Below are 13,745 nucleotides of genomic sequence, written 5' to 3'. Positions count from 1 at the left end.
GCGTGCCGAATGGGCAGGGCATCCGTTAAACTGTTACCCGATCAATGCAAAAATGCCGCGCAAACCCTCGGTTCGTGCGGCATTTGTCTTTTTGGGAAGTCTTTCATGAAGCGTGAACACGTCAGGGCTCGCCAGGCCGAAGGCCAGATAACGGCGACGCACATCATCCAGAACCCGGCTGACTTGGGTGAGTGGATCGTATTTTTCAAGAAAAGCGGCGGCCGCAGTTTTTTCCTGGTGGACGATCAGGACGAAGTCGAGTCGTTCGCGCGCCTGGATGATCTGGTGGAGACCATTCGCAGTCTGGGTATCAAGTTTGCCGACATTCAGTTGTAAGCCTGAAGCTTACTTGCAAACCACCACGACGCTGCGACTCTTGTAGTTGCCCACGTCCTGCCCTAGGGTCTTGTCGCTTTCCTTGAGCGACGGTGTTCCTTCGGTACCGACGATGCGGTAGCCGGTGCCGGCACACGAGGCGTCAGCCTTTTCGTAACAGCTGGCCCAGGAATTGGCTTCGCCTGAGCAATCGATGGTCAGACCTTGTTCACCGTTTTTCAGGTAGACGTCAGAAGTGGTAGTGCAGCCGGCGAGCGCCAGTACCGCAGTCAGTGCCAGAATCTTGTTCATGTGTGTTCATCATCGAGGGTGTTGGAAGGGCGCTGACACTGTCGTGGGGCGTTTCGGCGAGATTATAGCGATCTGCCATGTACGTACAGACAAACACAAAAAAGCCCCGATCAACCGGGGCCTTTGCGCAGTGCTTGGACGCTTACTTGCCTTTCGGCCGTTTGCTCGATGCGTGGCCCGCTTCATCCACAAACACTTCAGCCACCGCGATAGCCTGGCTTTCGCTCTCGAATACCCCGGCGACGCTGTCACCGTGGAAGTTGATCAAGTGCCAACCGTCCGCTCGTTTGGTGATCAGGTAGCCGTTCACGCCTTTTGGTTCTGACATCTATCAAGTATCTCGTGGTGTGGTTCAAGGCCCTTATGATAGCGCCAAACACCTCGATCCAGCGCAAGTTATTCCAGGTCAGTGTTCTCGTTGCCAAAGCGTGCTAAAAAGGGTTCAGCCCTTTGAAACGTTGAGGCGCAGACGTTTTTTGCCGTGGCGGCCGGAGCTCGCTCCGTAAGACCAGCGGAACTTACGCCGAGATTTTTTCTCTATGATGACATCGCAACGCCAGCAGGACCCATTGTAAGGTGACTGCGGCCTGATTAGACTGCGCCGAATTCCGTACGCACAGCCCTTTGTAAGGACTTATATGATCAAGAAATGCTTGTTCCCAGCAGCCGGTTACGGCACTCGCTTCTTGCCAGCGACCAAAGCCATGCCCAAAGAGATGCTGCCGGTGGTGAACAAGCCACTGATTCAGTACGGCGTCGAAGAGGCTTTGGATGCCGGTCTGAACGAGATCTCAATCGTCACTGGTCGTGGTAAGCGCGCGCTGGAAGACCACTTCGACATCAGCTACGAGCTGGAAAACCAGATCAAGGGCACCGACAAGGAAAAATACCTGGTCGGCATCCGCAAACTGCTGGACGAGTGCTCGTTCTCCTACACCCGTCAGACCCAAATGAAAGGCCTCGGCCACGCGATCCTGACTGGTCGTCCACTGATCGGTGACGAACCGTTTGCCGTGGTACTGGCGGATGACCTGTGTGTGAACCTGGAAGGCGACGGCGTGCTGACCCAGATGGTCAAGCTGTACCAGAAATACCGTTGTACCATCGTTGCCGTGATGGAAGTGAACCCGACTGAAACCAACAAGTACGGCGTTATCGCCGGCGACGACATCGGCGATGGCCTGATCCGCGTGCGCGACATGGTTGAGAAACCGGCTCCGGAAGATGCACCGTCGAACCTGGCGATCATCGGTCGTTACATCCTGACGCCGGACATCTTCAAGCTGATCGAAGAAACCGAGCCAGGCAAGGGCGGCGAAATCCAGATCACCGACGCCCTGTTGAAGCAAGCCAAAGACGGTTGCGTGATTGCCTACAAGTTCAAGGGCCAGCGTTTCGACTGCGGCGGCGCTGAAGGCTACATCGAAGCGACCAACTTCTGCTACGAGCACTTCTACAAGACTGGCAAGGCTTACTGATTCATGCGGTAAGCGGCCTGTTCCAAAAAAGCCACCTTCGGGTGGCTTTTTCGTTTTTCAGCCCCACGTAAGTCGGTATGCTGATGTCCTGCCGAGGAGAGTGAAATGGCCTACGATTTTGACCTATATGTGATTGGCGCCGGTTCCGGCGGTGTTCGTGCGGCCCGTTTTGCCGCAGGCTTTGGTGCCAAAGTGGCCGTGGCGGAAAGCCGCTACTTGGGTGGCACCTGCGTCAACGTCGGCTGCGTGCCGAAAAAACTGTTGGTGTACGGCGCACACTTTGCCGAAGATTTTGAGCAAGCCAGCGGGTTTGGCTGGTCTCTGGGCGAGGCTAATTTTGATTGGGCCACCCTGATTGCCAACAAGGACCGCGAGATCAATCGCCTCAATGGCATTTACCGCAACCTGCTGGTCAACAGCGGTGTCACCCTGCATGAAGGGCATGCGCGCCTGGTGGATGCGCATCAGGTCGAGATCAATGGCGAGCGCTTTAGCGCCAAGCACATCTTGATCGCAACGGGTGGCTGGCCGCAGATTCCGGAGATTCCAGGGCGTGAACATGCCATTGGCTCCAATGAGGCGTTCTTCCTCAAGGAATTGCCGAAGCGTGTCCTGGTTGTCGGTGGAGGCTATATCGCGGTCGAATTCGCAGGGATCTTCCATGGACTAGGCGCACAAACCACGCTGTTGTATCGCGGTGACCTGTTCCTGCGCGGCTTCGACAGTTCGGTGCGTACGCACTTGAAGGAAGAGCTGACCAAGCGCGGCCTGGACCTGCAATTCAATGCGGATATCGAGCGCATCGACAAACAGGCGGATGGCAGTCTCAAGGCCACGCTGAAAGATGGTCGCGTGCTGGAAGCAGACTGTGTGTTCTACGCCACTGGCCGTCGTCCGATGCTGGACAACCTTGGGTTGGAGAACACGGGCGTGAAACTCGACAAGCGTGGTTTCGTCGAGGTGGATGATCTTTACCAGACTGCAGAATCATCGATCCTGGCCATCGGCGACGTCATCGGGCGTGTGCAACTGACGCCGGTGGCCCTGGCCGAAGGCATGGCCGTGGCGCGCCGCCTGTTCAAGCCTGAGCAGTATCGTCCGGTGGATTACGCCATGATCCCGACGGCGGTATTTAGCTTGCCCAACATCGGCACGGTTGGCCTGACTGAAGAAGAAGCGAAAGAGAAGGGCCATAAGGTGCAGATCTTCGAAAGCCGTTTCCGGCCGATGAAGCTGACCCTGACCGAGTGCCAAGAAAAGACCCTGATGAAGTTGGTGGTCGACGCTGACACCGACCAAGTGCTGGGTTGCCACATGGTCGGACCGGATGCCGGCGAGATCGTCCAGGGCCTGGCGATCGCGCTCAAGGCGGGCGCGACCAAGCAGCATTTCGACGACACCATCGGCGTGCACCCCACGGCGGCGGAAGAGTTCGTCACCATGCGCACGCCAGTGGCGGGCTGATCAGCTCTCGGGCGTTGCCTCTGGCGCCGTTGCAACGGCGGCCGCCAGTCGCAATGCCTCGATACTGGCCTGGGCTTTGATCAGGTCCAATTCCAGGGTTTTGTTCGATTGCTGATATTCGGCCAGCGCTTCCTGTCGTGACTGGCTCTCCAGCACCGCCACTCGCAGGCGTTCCTGAAGCAGGGTGCGTTCGCTGTCGATCACGCCAACCTGTTCGCTCAACTTGAGTTGCCGGGCCTGATCCTTGCGAGATTGTTCCTGCAGTGCCGTCAGTTCTTTCATCGTTACCCGATGCTCGATCAGCAGTCGCTCATTGTCGCGATGCAGTTGGGTGATTTCATCCTGACGCACCATGGTGCTCTGCTGGGCCTGGCGCAATTCGGCCTGGACCTGTTGCAGTTGGCCTTCGTGGCGGCGCTGTTCCTGCTCTCGCTGCTCCTTGATTGCAGTGCGGTAATGCTCCAGGGCGTCCCTTGCGTGCAGGTGCTTTTCTTCCAGCGAGCGAATTTGTTCGTCCTTGTCGTTGATCCGTAACTCGTAATCACTGCACGCCTGGCTCAGCCCGGCGTTACGGGTTTGCTCGGTCTGCAGGCTGGCGCTGGCGGTTTGCAGGGCCGCGCTTTCTTCTGCCAGGGCGGCGGCCTGGATATCAAATTGTTGCTTGAGTTGACCGTGTGTTTCCTCAAGGGCTTCCACTTGGGCGAGCAGGGCGGCTTTCTGTTGCTCGAACTGCGCCAGGGCCAGGTCGATAGGCTCCTGGGCTTTCTCCTTCAAGCGTTGCGCCAGTCGCGCCACCAGTTCGCCAAGCTCGTCGTCGATCGGCGCCTCGGTGATGGTGGCTCGGCTTTCGCTCTCATCCAGCTCCTTCAGATAGCGATGAATCGTGGTTTTCGAGCCGGTATTGCCCATTTCGATGCGTACGGCATCGATGCTGGGGTTTTCGCCGCGAGCGAGGATTGCCAGGCGTGCTGTTTGAACGACTGCTTTGTTGATGCCGCCACGAGCCATAGGGTCTCCGTCGATTTCATGATGTGTTACGTAACACGTATATACATACTATATCACGAATAAAAATTCGTTCAAATTCATGAATTAACAGATGGGATATTGGCGTATTATCCCGTGTCATAAGCATTTAATCCGCGAAAGTAATTGCCCGCAGTACGAATAGGCCCTTCATGAGCGATCTGGACCGTTACCTCAACGCCGCCACCCGCGATAACACGCGACGTAGTTATCGTGCGGCCATCGAGCATTTCGAAGTGAGCTGGGGAGGGTTCCTGCCCGCGACCAGCGACAGCGTGGCGCGTTATCTGGTGGCGCATGCCGGCGTCTTGGCGGTCAACACGCTCAAGCTACGGTTGTCGGCACTGGCGCAGTGGCATACGAGCCAAGGTTTCCCTGACCCGACCAAGGCGCCGGTGGTGCGCAAAGTGCTCAAGGGCATTCGTGCCGTGCACCCGGCGCAGGAGAAGCAAGCCGAGCCTTTGCAACTCAAACACCTTGAGCAGGTGGTGGCTTCTCTTGAGAAGGAGGCGAAAGACGCAGCCCACGACCTGTCTCGGCTACTGCGCGCCAAGCGCGACACTGCATTGATCCTGCTGGGCTTCTGGCGCGGCTTTCGCAGCGATGAGCTGTGCCGTCTCGAGATTGAACATGTGCAAGCGACGCCCGGCGCGGGCATCAGCCTGTATCTGCCGCGTAGCAAAAGCGACCGCGACAACCTCGGCAAGACCTATCACACCCCAGCGCTGCTGCGCCTGTGCCCGGTGCAGGCCTACGGCGAGTGGCTCAGCGCCTCGGCATTGGTGCGTGGCCCGGTGTTTCGCGGCATCGATCGCTGGGGCAACCTGGGGGAGGAGGGGCTGCACCCCAACAGCGTGATTCCGCTGCTGCGCCAGGCGCTGGAGCGGGCCGGCATCCCCGCCGAGCAATACACCAGCCACTCACTGCGCCGGGGCTTTGCAACGTGGGCTCACCGCAGCGGCTGGGATTTGAAGTCATTGATGAGTTACGTCGGCTGGAGCGACATGAAATCCGCCATGCGCTATGTTGAAGCGACGCCCTTTCTTGGCATGACCCTGGCGACGCAACCGCTGCTTTGAGATTTCTTCTATTAATACAGTCACCTGATAGGGAAAACCAATCGTCAGCATCAGGTTTGCCAATGAGCCATCGGTCGAGAGAGTGGGTAGGATTCACTTCATCAACTTACTAAGCCCTTCTACAAACCTGACGGAGAGTCAACGATGCCTATCATCAACAGCCAAGTAAAACCGTTCAAAGCTACCGCCTACAAAAACGGCAACTTCGTAGACGTGACCGACGCTGACCTGAAAGGCAAATGGTCCGTGGTGTTCTTCTACCCAGCCGACTTCACCTTCGTTTGCCCAACCGAGCTGGAAGACCTGGCTGACAACTACGCCGAATTCCAGAAACTGGGCGTCGAGATCTACAGCGTGTCCACCGACACTCACTTTGCCCACGCTGCCTGGCACAACACCTCGCCAGCCATCGGCAAGATCCAGTACACCATGATCGGCGACCCAACCCTGACCATCTCCCGCAACTTCGACGTGCTGATCGAAGAAGCTGGCCTGGCAGACCGCGGTACTTTCGTGATCAACCCAGAAGGTCAGATCAAGATCGTTGAACTGAACGACGGCGGTGTTGGCCGTGACGCTTCCGAGCTGCTGCGCAAAATCAAGGCCGCTCAATACGTCGCTGCCCACCCAGGCGAAGTGTGCCCAGCCAAGTGGAAAGAAGGCGAAGCCACCCTGGCTCCGTCCCTGGACCTGGTCGGCAAGATCTAAGTCTGTGAAGTCTCAAGGGCGGTATTCCGCACTTAAGTAAGCTGCATCCGCCCCCAAAACGCCCGGGCGAGATTCGCTCGGGCGTTTTTTTGTCTGCAATAAACCGAATGAACAGGAAATCGCCCGTATGTTGGACGCCAATCTTAAAGCTCAGTTGAAGTCATACCTGGAACGGGTCACCCAGCCGATCGAGATCGTCGCCTCCCTCGATGACGGCGCGAAATCCCAGGAAATGCTTGCCCTTTTGCAGGATGTTGTCAGCCTCACGACGCTGATTAGCCTGAAAACCGATGGTGATGATGCGCGTAAGCCGTCGTTCTCCATCAACCGCCCGGGTGCCGAGATCAGCCTGCGTTTTGCCGGCATCCCCATGGGTCATGAATTCACTTCGTTGGTGCTGGCCCTGCTGCAAGTCGGTGGCCACCCGTCGAAGGCCAGTGTCGAAGTGATTGAACAGATTCGCGCCCTTAAAGGCGAGTTCAGCTTCGAGACTTACTTCTCGCTGTCCTGCCAGAACTGCCCGGACGTGGTCCAGGCGCTGAACCTGATGGCCGTGCTCAACCCGAACATCCGCCACGTCGCCATCGACGGCGCGCTGTTCCAGGCTGAAGTCGACGAACGCCAGATCATGGCGGTGCCCAGTGTTTACCTGAACGGTGTGAACTTCGGCCAGGGTCGCATGGGCCTGGAAGAGATCCTTGCCAAGCTCGACACCAGCGGCATCGAAAAAGCCGCCGAGAAAATCAGCGCCAAAGACGCCTTTGATGTACTCGTCGTCGGCGGTGGCCCGGCCGGTTCTTCAGCTGCGATCTACGCCGCACGTAAAGGCATCCGCACTGGCGTCGCTGCCGAGCGTTTTGGCGGCCAGGTGCTGGACACCATGTCCATCGAGAACTTCATCTCGGTACAAGAAACCGAAGGGCCGAAACTGGCCAGCGCTTTGGAAGCCCACGTACGCCAGTACGACGTGGACATCATGAACCTCCAACGCGCCAGTAGCCTGGTGCCTGCGAAAAACGCCGGCGACTTGCACGAAATCCGTTTTGAAAGCGGTGCGACCCTGAAGTCCAAGACCGTGATCCTGGCCACCGGCGCCCGCTGGCGCGAAATGGGTGTGCCTGGCGAGCAGGAATACAAGGCCAAAGGCGTGTGCTTCTGCCCGCATTGCGACGGTCCGTTGTTCAAGGGCAAGCGTGTAGCGGTGATCGGTGGCGGTAACTCCGGCGTTGAAGCGGCCATCGACCTGGCCGGTATCGTCAGCCACGTGACCTTGCTTGAGTTCGACAGCAAGTTGCGCGCCGACGCCGTTTTGCAGCGCAAGCTCTACAGCCTGCCGAACGTTGATGTGATCACCAGTGCGTTGACCAGCGAAGTGAAAGGTGATGGCCAGAAAGTCACCGGCCTGGCGTACAAGGACCGCGACAGCGGCGAGTTCAAGACCATCGACCTGGAAGGGATCTTTGTGCAGATCGGTTTGCTGCCCAATACCGATTGGCTCAAAGGCACAGTAGAACTGACGCCACGCGGCGAGATCATCGTCGATGCGCGGGGTGAGACTTCACTGCCGGGTGTATTCGCCGCCGGTGATGTGACAACAGTGCCGTACAAGCAGATCGTGATTGCAGTGGGCGAGGGCGCCAAGGCTTCGCTGAGTGCTTTCGATCACTTGATCCGGACTTCCGCCCCGGCTTAAATCCGCAGACGGAAATGAAAAACCCCATGAGTAATCATGGGGTTTTTTCGTTACAGCGGTGCGGGCTGGATGATCTCGACCCAGTACGCGTCCGGGTCCTTGATGAAGGCCAGGCTCTTCATGCGGCCATCGCTCAGGCGCTTCTGGAAGTCGCAGCCCAGGGCTTCGAAACGTTCGCAGGCAGCGACGATATCCGGCACCGAGATGCAGATATGGCCAAAGCCACGCGGGTCGGTATTGCCATTGTGGTAGGCAAAGTCGGCGTCGTTTTCGGTACCGTGGTTGTGGGTCAGTTCCAGGATGCCTGGGATCGACTTCATCCACTGGGTGCGCTCGGCTGGGTCGGCCGGGATCTGGGATTTGTCCACCAGGGCCAGGAAGTACAGGCTGAATTCGGCTTCTGGGAAGTCGCGCTTTTCAACCAGGGAAAAACCCAGGACGCGGGTGTAGAAGTCCAGCGACTTGGTGATGTCCTTGACCCGCAGCATGGTGTGGTTGAACACGAAGTTCGTGGTGGCGGTGTCAGGTTGGGCGGTGACGCCCGGGAAAGTGTTCAGTTCGTGCAGGCTCATGGGCCCTCCAGAAAAAATGGGGCAAACGCGGCTCTGAAATGTGAGCGGTTCCTTGGCTTGCGGCTGGCATCCGTGCAGCCGACCCATGATACGCAAGGCTTGCCCCAGGCGCCAAATGAAAAAGCCCATGCAGGCCTTGCGACACAGGGGCGCCGAGGCTCAAACTTTGGCGCTTGAACCTTGGGTATTTTTCGCAATGATCGCATTTCGTAAACCGCTGTTGAGCGCTGTGTGTTTGCTGGTGGGCAGTTCCTGCGTACTGGCGGCCGACCCCGAAATTCACTGGCCCAGTGGCTGGCAGGTCGAAGAGGTCGTACCCGATGGCGAAGCGCCTGCCAAACCCCAGGCGGTGTCGCGCCAGCGTGCAATCAAGAATGATGAAAATGGCACGACCTTGATGGTGATGGAGTTGACCGGTACGCCGATTGAAGCGGGGCATAAGGTTAATCTACAAGGCGTACTGCTGGAGATGCGCAAGTCCATCCAGAAAGATTTTGCCCAGGGTGGTTATCAAAGTGTGTGCAGCAAGATGCGCCCTACAACATTGAGCCGTCTTGAGGCGCTGGAAACTACTTGTGTGATAACCGAAAACGGGCGCCACGTGCTTTCGCAAACATTGGTGGGCGCGGTTGATGCCGATAAGGCGTATGTTTTTTCATACGCGGGGCAGGCGGATGCGTACAAAGCAAGCAAGGACGAAGTCAGCTCGGTGCGCGATAGCCTCAAACTTTAAGTGTGTAATCTTCGACGATTCTGAACATTATGAAACGTTGTTTAAGTTCGGTTCCGAACCGCCGAATTAAAAAAGCCCCGCATAAGCGGGGCTCTTTGTTAGTGCGGTGTAATCAGCCGCGAAGCCAGGAATCTACAGTGGCAGCGCCGTACTGTTCTTTCCAGGCCTTGAGGCCGCGGTGGTTGCCGCCTTTGGTTTCGATCAACTCACCGGTGTGCGGGTTATGGTAAACCTTGACCACGCGTGCGCGGCGCTGTTTTGGTGCGGTAGCCGCAGCAACGCCGGACTTGCCCGGGTTTGGATCAAGGATCGAAATGATGTCGCGCAGGCCTTTGCCATAGGTCTTCATCAGGCCCTGGAGCTTTTCTTCGAATTCGATTTCTTTCTTCAGGCCGGCATCGTTCTTCAGGGATTCCAGCTGGGCAAGCTGCTCTTGAAGGGCTTTTTCGGCTGCGCGAAATTCGGCGAGTCTGGACAAAATAGGTACTCCAATAGTGTGTTTGGCTGATATCAACTGCAGACAAAGCTATAAGCCAAGCGCTTTAAGGCGACTCAAGAAAGAAGCCGTCCCGCGAGTTCTGCACAGGCTGGAAAAATTGTAGTAGTTAATTTGCCACGAGTAAATCATGTCTTTTGGCTAAATAACATTATTTCAGCATAGGTAGTGCATGGCTATTCAATGGCGGGCCAGTGATTTAATAAATTCATCGCACGGCAACGGTCTTCCAAACAGGTAGCCCTGCAGGAAATCCACGCCTTGAGCGGCCAGGTAATCAGACTGTTCAGGCGTTTCCACACCTTCTGCAACGATGCCCAAATCGAGTTTGCCGGACAGTTCTATGATGCTGTCGAGAATATGCCGTGATAGTGCATCGGCACCGATCATGGCGACAAAACTCTGGTCGATCTTCAAGTAGTCGACATTGAAGTTACGTAAATAGCCCAGGCTGGAGTGCCCGGTACCAAAGTCATCAATCGCGATCATTACCCCCAGTTGATGCAGGGCGTCGAACAACTGGCGGGTGATGTCGGTGGGCACGATCAACTCGCGCTCGGTCAACTCCAGCACCAAGGTCACCTGGTCCACGGGAAACGCGGCGAGAAACTCGCGGCAGTCTTCCACCAAGGCCAAATCCTGGCAGTGGCGTGCGGTGATATTGACGCCGATATGAAACCCCGGGCTGAAGCGCGCCGCATGGGGCGCCAGTTGTGCGGCGGTCTGGCGCAGCAGAGCGCGGGTCATCGGTACGATCAGGCCCGAATGCTCGGCCAGGGGGATAAACAGGTCGGGCCGCACCAAGCCTTCTTTAGGGTGTTGCCAGCGCATCAGCACTTCACATCCCGCCCACTCGCGGGTGTCACCCCGTACCACCGGTTGGAAGTACGGGATGAATTCATTGGCGCCCAACGCCCGCTGCAATTCGTGAGTCGGTGCCGAGGAGCGCTTTTGCAGCCAGTGCGCCAAAAGACCCGCCAGCACACCAAAAAACACGATCAGGCTGAACAGTGCCGGGTATCGGGCCTGCATGTAGCGCCACACTTCACCGGCCGGCATACCCGCGTCGACGCTGTAGTGATAGCGTTCGGACTCCAAGTGATGGTGCGCGACTGCGAACGTCGGCACCACAGTGTCGTGTACCTTGCCATCAGCCCCAAGCCAGTTCGGACCCACTTGCAGCACCAGATGGGCGTATCGGCTGATCAGGCGCAGGGCGTTGGTCAGGTGGTAGCCATCAATCGACGCAAAAGCTGCCTTGTCGCCGTCGACCAATCGGTAGACCAGCAGCGCGGTATCCGGTGTCACGGGGTTGCCGTTCATCAGCCATAACCGGCCATCAACATAATCATCCGGGTTGACCGGCGATTCGTAGTTGCTGCCGAACAACGAGCTGCAATAGATGTTTTTTTGCCAGGACAGGGTGGTCGCACGCACAAACGGGCGCCGCGTGACTTGTTCGCGCAGGGCCAGCTGTGCGCCGTTATCACAGGGCAGCCCCGCCAGTGGCAGCAAGGCCTGGGCGGCGAGGGCGGTATTGTCGAGCATCAGGTCGAATTGGCGCACCGCCTCCTGGGCGGTCTGGGCTGTGCTTTGCTGCAGCGTGCGTTCGGCCTGCCAGTGCAGGATCACGACTCCGAGCGCAATCGGCAGCAGCGTACTCAAGGATGTGATCAGGTAACGTGTGGCGCGTTTTCGCGGGCCGTTGACGGTCAGGGGCATGGAGTAAACGGCCTGTTGCAGGGATCGGATATCAGTCGATGATAGATGGCCCGCCCGAAATAAGCTCGCGGCACCTACCCATTTGGCCAGTACGCGGCACTATAAATCCACGCCCTGGGCAATACGGATAAAGGCGAGCGCCGCCGGGGAAGACAGGCGCTGGTCCAGTACGGCGAGGCCAACCTGGCGTGGCACTCGTGGCGATAACGCCCGTTGCACGTACCGAGGGTCGTTCCCGGCGGGCAACGACGCCTGCGCCACCACGCTCACGGCATCGCCCCGACTGACAGTTTCCAGGGTGCTCAGCAGTTGCGAGCAGCGATAACGCACAGTCGGGGTCAGGCGTGCCTCATTGAACAGTCGCATGACCAATTCAGTTGAACCGGCCTCGGTCAGCGCGAAAGGGTCGCTGCACAAATCCTTGAGGCTGACTTGCTCACGGGCGGCCAGCGTGTGATTGGCCGGCAGCAGCGCCACCATCTGGTCCTCGAACAGCGGGAAGGTGTCGAGGCGCTCCTGTTCCAGCACTACAAAGCCAATATCAATCCGGCGTTCGTCGAGCCATTGGATGACTTGCCTGTCCGGCCCTTCATCAACGTGTACCTCAATACCTGGATACTCCTTGCGGAATCGGTTGAGGATCTTCGGCAGCAGGTAGTTCGATGAGGTAGGCCCGAAGGAGCCGATGCGCAGCGTCCCGCGTTTCATGCCCCGGGCGTCTGCGGCTTCCTGTTGCAAGGTGTTCGCCAGGCCCAGCATGGCCCGAGCGCGCCCCAGCAACTGCATGCCGATATCGCTCAGCTCGACCTGGGCCTGGTGGCGCCTGAACAGCGCCACCCCCAGTTCCTGCTCCAGCCCTTTGATGGCGTGGGACACCGCTGATTGACTGATGCCGAGGCGGTGGGCGGCGCTGGTAAAGCCTTGCAGCTCGGCTACCAAGGAAAAGATTTCGAGTTGAGTCAGGGTCATGAGCAATCACTCATTTTACGATGACACCGTATTACCAGAAGAATGCACGCCTCCTCAAGCCATTCGAGTTTTATCCCGTGCATTCCAGCTCAGATCGCATCACTTACATGAAGTTGGCCGCCGTCACCATGATCTGGGGCGGCACCTTCGTGGCCGGTCGCTACCTGAGCGGGACGCTCGACCCGTTGCTGGCGGCCAGCCTGCGGTTTGCGCTGGCCAGTCTGGCATTGCTGGTATTTCTAGGATTGGCACGCATTCCGTTAGTCCGACCAAACCCGCGCCAGCTACTGCAACTGGCGACGCTGGGTTTCTTCGGCATCTTTTTCTACAACCTGTGTTTCTTCTATGGATTGCAGTCTATCAACGCATCGCGCGCCTCATTAATCGTGGCGCTGAACCCGGCCGTGATCGGCCTGGCGTCCTGGTGGTTGTTCAAGGAGCGTCTGGGTGCCAGCAAGGTCGCGGGGATCGTGCTGTGTCTGGCGGGGGCCGCCATGGTCATCGTCAGTCGCAACCCCCAGGTATTGAGCGAAGCAACCAACACGTGGCGTGGGGATTTGCTGATCTTCGGCTGTGTAGTGGGGTGGGGCATCTACTCACTGTTTTCCCGAAACTTGAATCAGAGCCTGGGGCCGCTGCAGACGGTCACCTGGTCGATACTGCTGGGAACGCTGATGCTGACCGTCACCACACTGATCATGGGGCGCTTTACGCTGGAGGCGATGGGCCGCGTGTCTCTCGCGCAAGGACTGAGCCTGATGTACCTCGGCGTGCTGGGTTCTGCGCTGGCCTATATTGGTTATTACGACGGTATCCGACGAATCGGCGCGACACGTTCCGGCGTATTTATCGCGCTTAACCCACTCACCGCCGTGATCTGTGGCGCTCTATTGCTGGACGAACCGTTGAGCCTGCCCATGCTCACCGGCGGGGCAGTGATCCTGCTCGGCATCTACCTCTGCAACAAACCCCTTGCACGCGCCAGGGCAATGGGGATTTGATAAGAGTACGGACAAACACGGTTACGCTGTGTAGAATCGATTTACGCATACAAGAATATGGACTTGCGCTCACGCAAGCCTAAGCCGTCAGAGACTGATGACCCCATGAAGCTACTCGGCTCCCCCCTCATCTTTGGTGACTTCCTCGCCCGCAGCGTGCGAGGTCTTTCCTGTGCG

The 13,745-nt window shown here is 57.9% G+C and carries 15 protein-coding genes; 8 read left to right on the top strand and 7 right to left on the bottom strand.

Annotation, left to right across the window (positions count from 1 at the left end):
- Nucleotides 1-105: 105 nt before the first annotated feature.
- Nucleotides 106-336, top strand: coding sequence for a hypothetical protein (locus HX793_RS10425; RefSeq protein ID WP_016974791.1), 231 nt, complete (start codon nucleotides 106-108; stop codon nucleotides 334-336).
- 9 nt (nucleotides 337-345) lie between these two features.
- On the opposite strand, the gene HX793_RS10420 is transcribed toward HX793_RS10425, so the two are convergent.
- Both HX793_RS10420 and HX793_RS10415 read right to left on the bottom strand, forming a co-directional pair.
- Nucleotides 346-627 carry a hypothetical protein gene (locus HX793_RS10420; protein ID WP_016974790.1) on the bottom strand — a complete coding sequence of 94 codons (282 nt, stop codon included), beginning with the start codon at nucleotides 625-627 and terminating at the stop codon, nucleotides 346-348.
- Between the two features lie 142 nt (nucleotides 628-769).
- Nucleotides 770-955, bottom strand: coding sequence for a hypothetical protein (locus HX793_RS10415; protein WP_016974789.1), 186 nt, complete (start codon nucleotides 953-955; stop codon nucleotides 770-772).
- Between the two features lie 310 nt (nucleotides 956-1,265).
- Between HX793_RS10415 and galU the strand changes: the two genes are divergently transcribed.
- Nucleotides 1,266-2,105 (top strand): UTP--glucose-1-phosphate uridylyltransferase GalU, encoded by an 840-nt coding sequence (gene galU, locus HX793_RS10410; protein ID WP_003173830.1) that lies wholly within the window; start codon nucleotides 1,266-1,268, stop codon nucleotides 2,103-2,105.
- Between the two features lie 105 nt (nucleotides 2,106-2,210).
- Nucleotides 2,211-3,569: a glutathione-disulfide reductase gene (gene gorA / locus HX793_RS10405; RefSeq protein WP_177096034.1), complete on the top strand. Its 1,359-nt coding sequence runs from the start codon at nucleotides 2,211-2,213 to the stop codon at nucleotides 3,567-3,569.
- On the opposite strand, the gene HX793_RS10400 is transcribed toward gorA, so the two are convergent.
- Nucleotides 3,570-4,577, bottom strand: a complete 1,008-nt coding sequence (locus HX793_RS10400; protein ID WP_177062003.1) for a DNA-binding protein — start codon at nucleotides 4,575-4,577, stop codon at nucleotides 3,570-3,572.
- Between the two features lie 170 nt (nucleotides 4,578-4,747).
- Here HX793_RS10400 and HX793_RS10395 point away from each other — a divergent pair, with 170 nt between their 5' ends.
- From HX793_RS10395 to ahpF, 3 genes are all read left to right on the top strand, one after another.
- The gene (locus HX793_RS10395) at nucleotides 4,748-5,674 is read left to right on the top strand and encodes a site-specific integrase (RefSeq protein ID WP_177096032.1); all 927 of its coding nucleotides are present in this window, start codon (nucleotides 4,748-4,750) and stop codon (nucleotides 5,672-5,674) included.
- Nucleotides 5,675-5,818: 144 nt separating this feature from the next.
- Complete coding sequence (gene ahpC / locus HX793_RS10390) at nucleotides 5,819-6,382, top strand: alkyl hydroperoxide reductase subunit C (RefSeq protein WP_003173835.1); 564 nt, start codon at nucleotides 5,819-5,821, stop codon at nucleotides 6,380-6,382.
- A 127-nt stretch (nucleotides 6,383-6,509) separates the two neighbouring features.
- Nucleotides 6,510-8,075, top strand: coding sequence for an alkyl hydroperoxide reductase subunit F (ahpF, locus tag HX793_RS10385; RefSeq protein WP_016974785.1), 1,566 nt, complete (start codon nucleotides 6,510-6,512; stop codon nucleotides 8,073-8,075).
- A 50-nt stretch (nucleotides 8,076-8,125) separates the two neighbouring features.
- On the opposite strand, the gene gloA is transcribed toward ahpF, so the two are convergent.
- Nucleotides 8,126-8,647 (bottom strand): lactoylglutathione lyase, encoded by a 522-nt coding sequence (gene gloA / locus HX793_RS10380; RefSeq protein WP_177049683.1) that lies wholly within the window; start codon nucleotides 8,645-8,647, stop codon nucleotides 8,126-8,128.
- A 196-nt stretch (nucleotides 8,648-8,843) separates the two neighbouring features.
- On the opposite strand from gloA, the gene HX793_RS10375 reads away from it, so the two are divergent.
- The gene (locus HX793_RS10375; RefSeq protein WP_177050031.1) at nucleotides 8,844-9,380 is read left to right on the top strand and encodes a DUF4946 domain-containing protein; all 537 of its coding nucleotides are present in this window, start codon (nucleotides 8,844-8,846) and stop codon (nucleotides 9,378-9,380) included.
- Nucleotides 9,381-9,492: 112 nt separating this feature from the next.
- Here the strand turns inward: HX793_RS10375 and HX793_RS10370 are convergent, their stop codons facing one another.
- From HX793_RS10370 to HX793_RS10360, 3 genes are all read right to left on the bottom strand, one after another.
- Nucleotides 9,493-9,858 carry a histone-like nucleoid-structuring protein, MvaT/MvaU family gene (locus HX793_RS10370; RefSeq protein ID WP_177049681.1) on the bottom strand — a complete coding sequence of 122 codons (366 nt, stop codon included), beginning with the start codon at nucleotides 9,856-9,858 and terminating at the stop codon, nucleotides 9,493-9,495.
- A 198-nt stretch (nucleotides 9,859-10,056) separates the two neighbouring features.
- Nucleotides 10,057-11,598: an EAL domain-containing protein gene (locus HX793_RS10365; protein WP_177049679.1), complete on the bottom strand. Its 1,542-nt coding sequence runs from the start codon at nucleotides 11,596-11,598 to the stop codon at nucleotides 10,057-10,059.
- Nucleotides 11,599-11,697: 99 nt separating this feature from the next.
- Nucleotides 11,698-12,567 (bottom strand): LysR family transcriptional regulator, encoded by an 870-nt coding sequence (locus HX793_RS10360; protein ID WP_177049677.1) that lies wholly within the window; start codon nucleotides 12,565-12,567, stop codon nucleotides 11,698-11,700.
- A 77-nt stretch (nucleotides 12,568-12,644) separates the two neighbouring features.
- Here HX793_RS10360 and HX793_RS10355 point away from each other — a divergent pair, with 77 nt between their 5' ends.
- Nucleotides 12,645-13,568, top strand: coding sequence for a DMT family transporter (locus HX793_RS10355; protein WP_177096030.1), 924 nt, complete (start codon nucleotides 12,645-12,647; stop codon nucleotides 13,566-13,568).
- Nucleotides 13,569-13,745 lie beyond the last annotated feature (177 nt).

Source organism: Pseudomonas reactans (assembly GCF_013387025.1).
Classification (GTDB): domain Bacteria; phylum Pseudomonadota; class Gammaproteobacteria; order Pseudomonadales; family Pseudomonadaceae; genus Aquipseudomonas; species Aquipseudomonas reactans.
This window is presented reverse-complemented; position numbering and strand designations above follow the sequence as displayed.

Coding starts and splice junctions, on each gene's coding strand:
- HX793_RS10425 (WP_016974791.1), top strand. CDS start 106: ATGAAGCGTGAACACGTCAGGGCTCGCCAGGCCGAAGGCCAGATAACG.
- HX793_RS10420 (WP_016974790.1), bottom strand. CDS start 627: ATGAACAAGATTCTGGCACTGACTGCGGTACTGGCGCTCGCCGGCTGC.
- HX793_RS10415 (WP_016974789.1), bottom strand. CDS start 955: ATGTCAGAACCAAAAGGCGTGAACGGCTACCTGATCACCAAACGAGCG.
- galU (WP_003173830.1), top strand. CDS start 1,266: ATGATCAAGAAATGCTTGTTCCCAGCAGCCGGTTACGGCACTCGCTTC.
- gorA (WP_177096034.1), top strand. CDS start 2,211: ATGGCCTACGATTTTGACCTATATGTGATTGGCGCCGGTTCCGGCGGT.
- HX793_RS10400 (WP_177062003.1), bottom strand. CDS start 4,577: ATGGCTCGTGGCGGCATCAACAAAGCAGTCGTTCAAACAGCACGCCTG.
- HX793_RS10395 (WP_177096032.1), top strand. CDS start 4,748: ATGAGCGATCTGGACCGTTACCTCAACGCCGCCACCCGCGATAACACG.
- ahpC (WP_003173835.1), top strand. CDS start 5,819: ATGCCTATCATCAACAGCCAAGTAAAACCGTTCAAAGCTACCGCCTAC.
- ahpF (WP_016974785.1), top strand. CDS start 6,510: ATGTTGGACGCCAATCTTAAAGCTCAGTTGAAGTCATACCTGGAACGG.
- gloA (WP_177049683.1), bottom strand. CDS start 8,647: ATGAGCCTGCACGAACTGAACACTTTCCCGGGCGTCACCGCCCAACCT.
- HX793_RS10375 (WP_177050031.1), top strand. CDS start 8,844: ATGATCGCATTTCGTAAACCGCTGTTGAGCGCTGTGTGTTTGCTGGTG.
- HX793_RS10365 (WP_177049679.1), bottom strand. CDS start 11,598: ATGCCCCTGACCGTCAACGGCCCGCGAAAACGCGCCACACGTTACCTG.
- HX793_RS10360 (WP_177049677.1), bottom strand. CDS start 12,567: ATGACCCTGACTCAACTCGAAATCTTTTCCTTGGTAGCCGAGCTGCAA.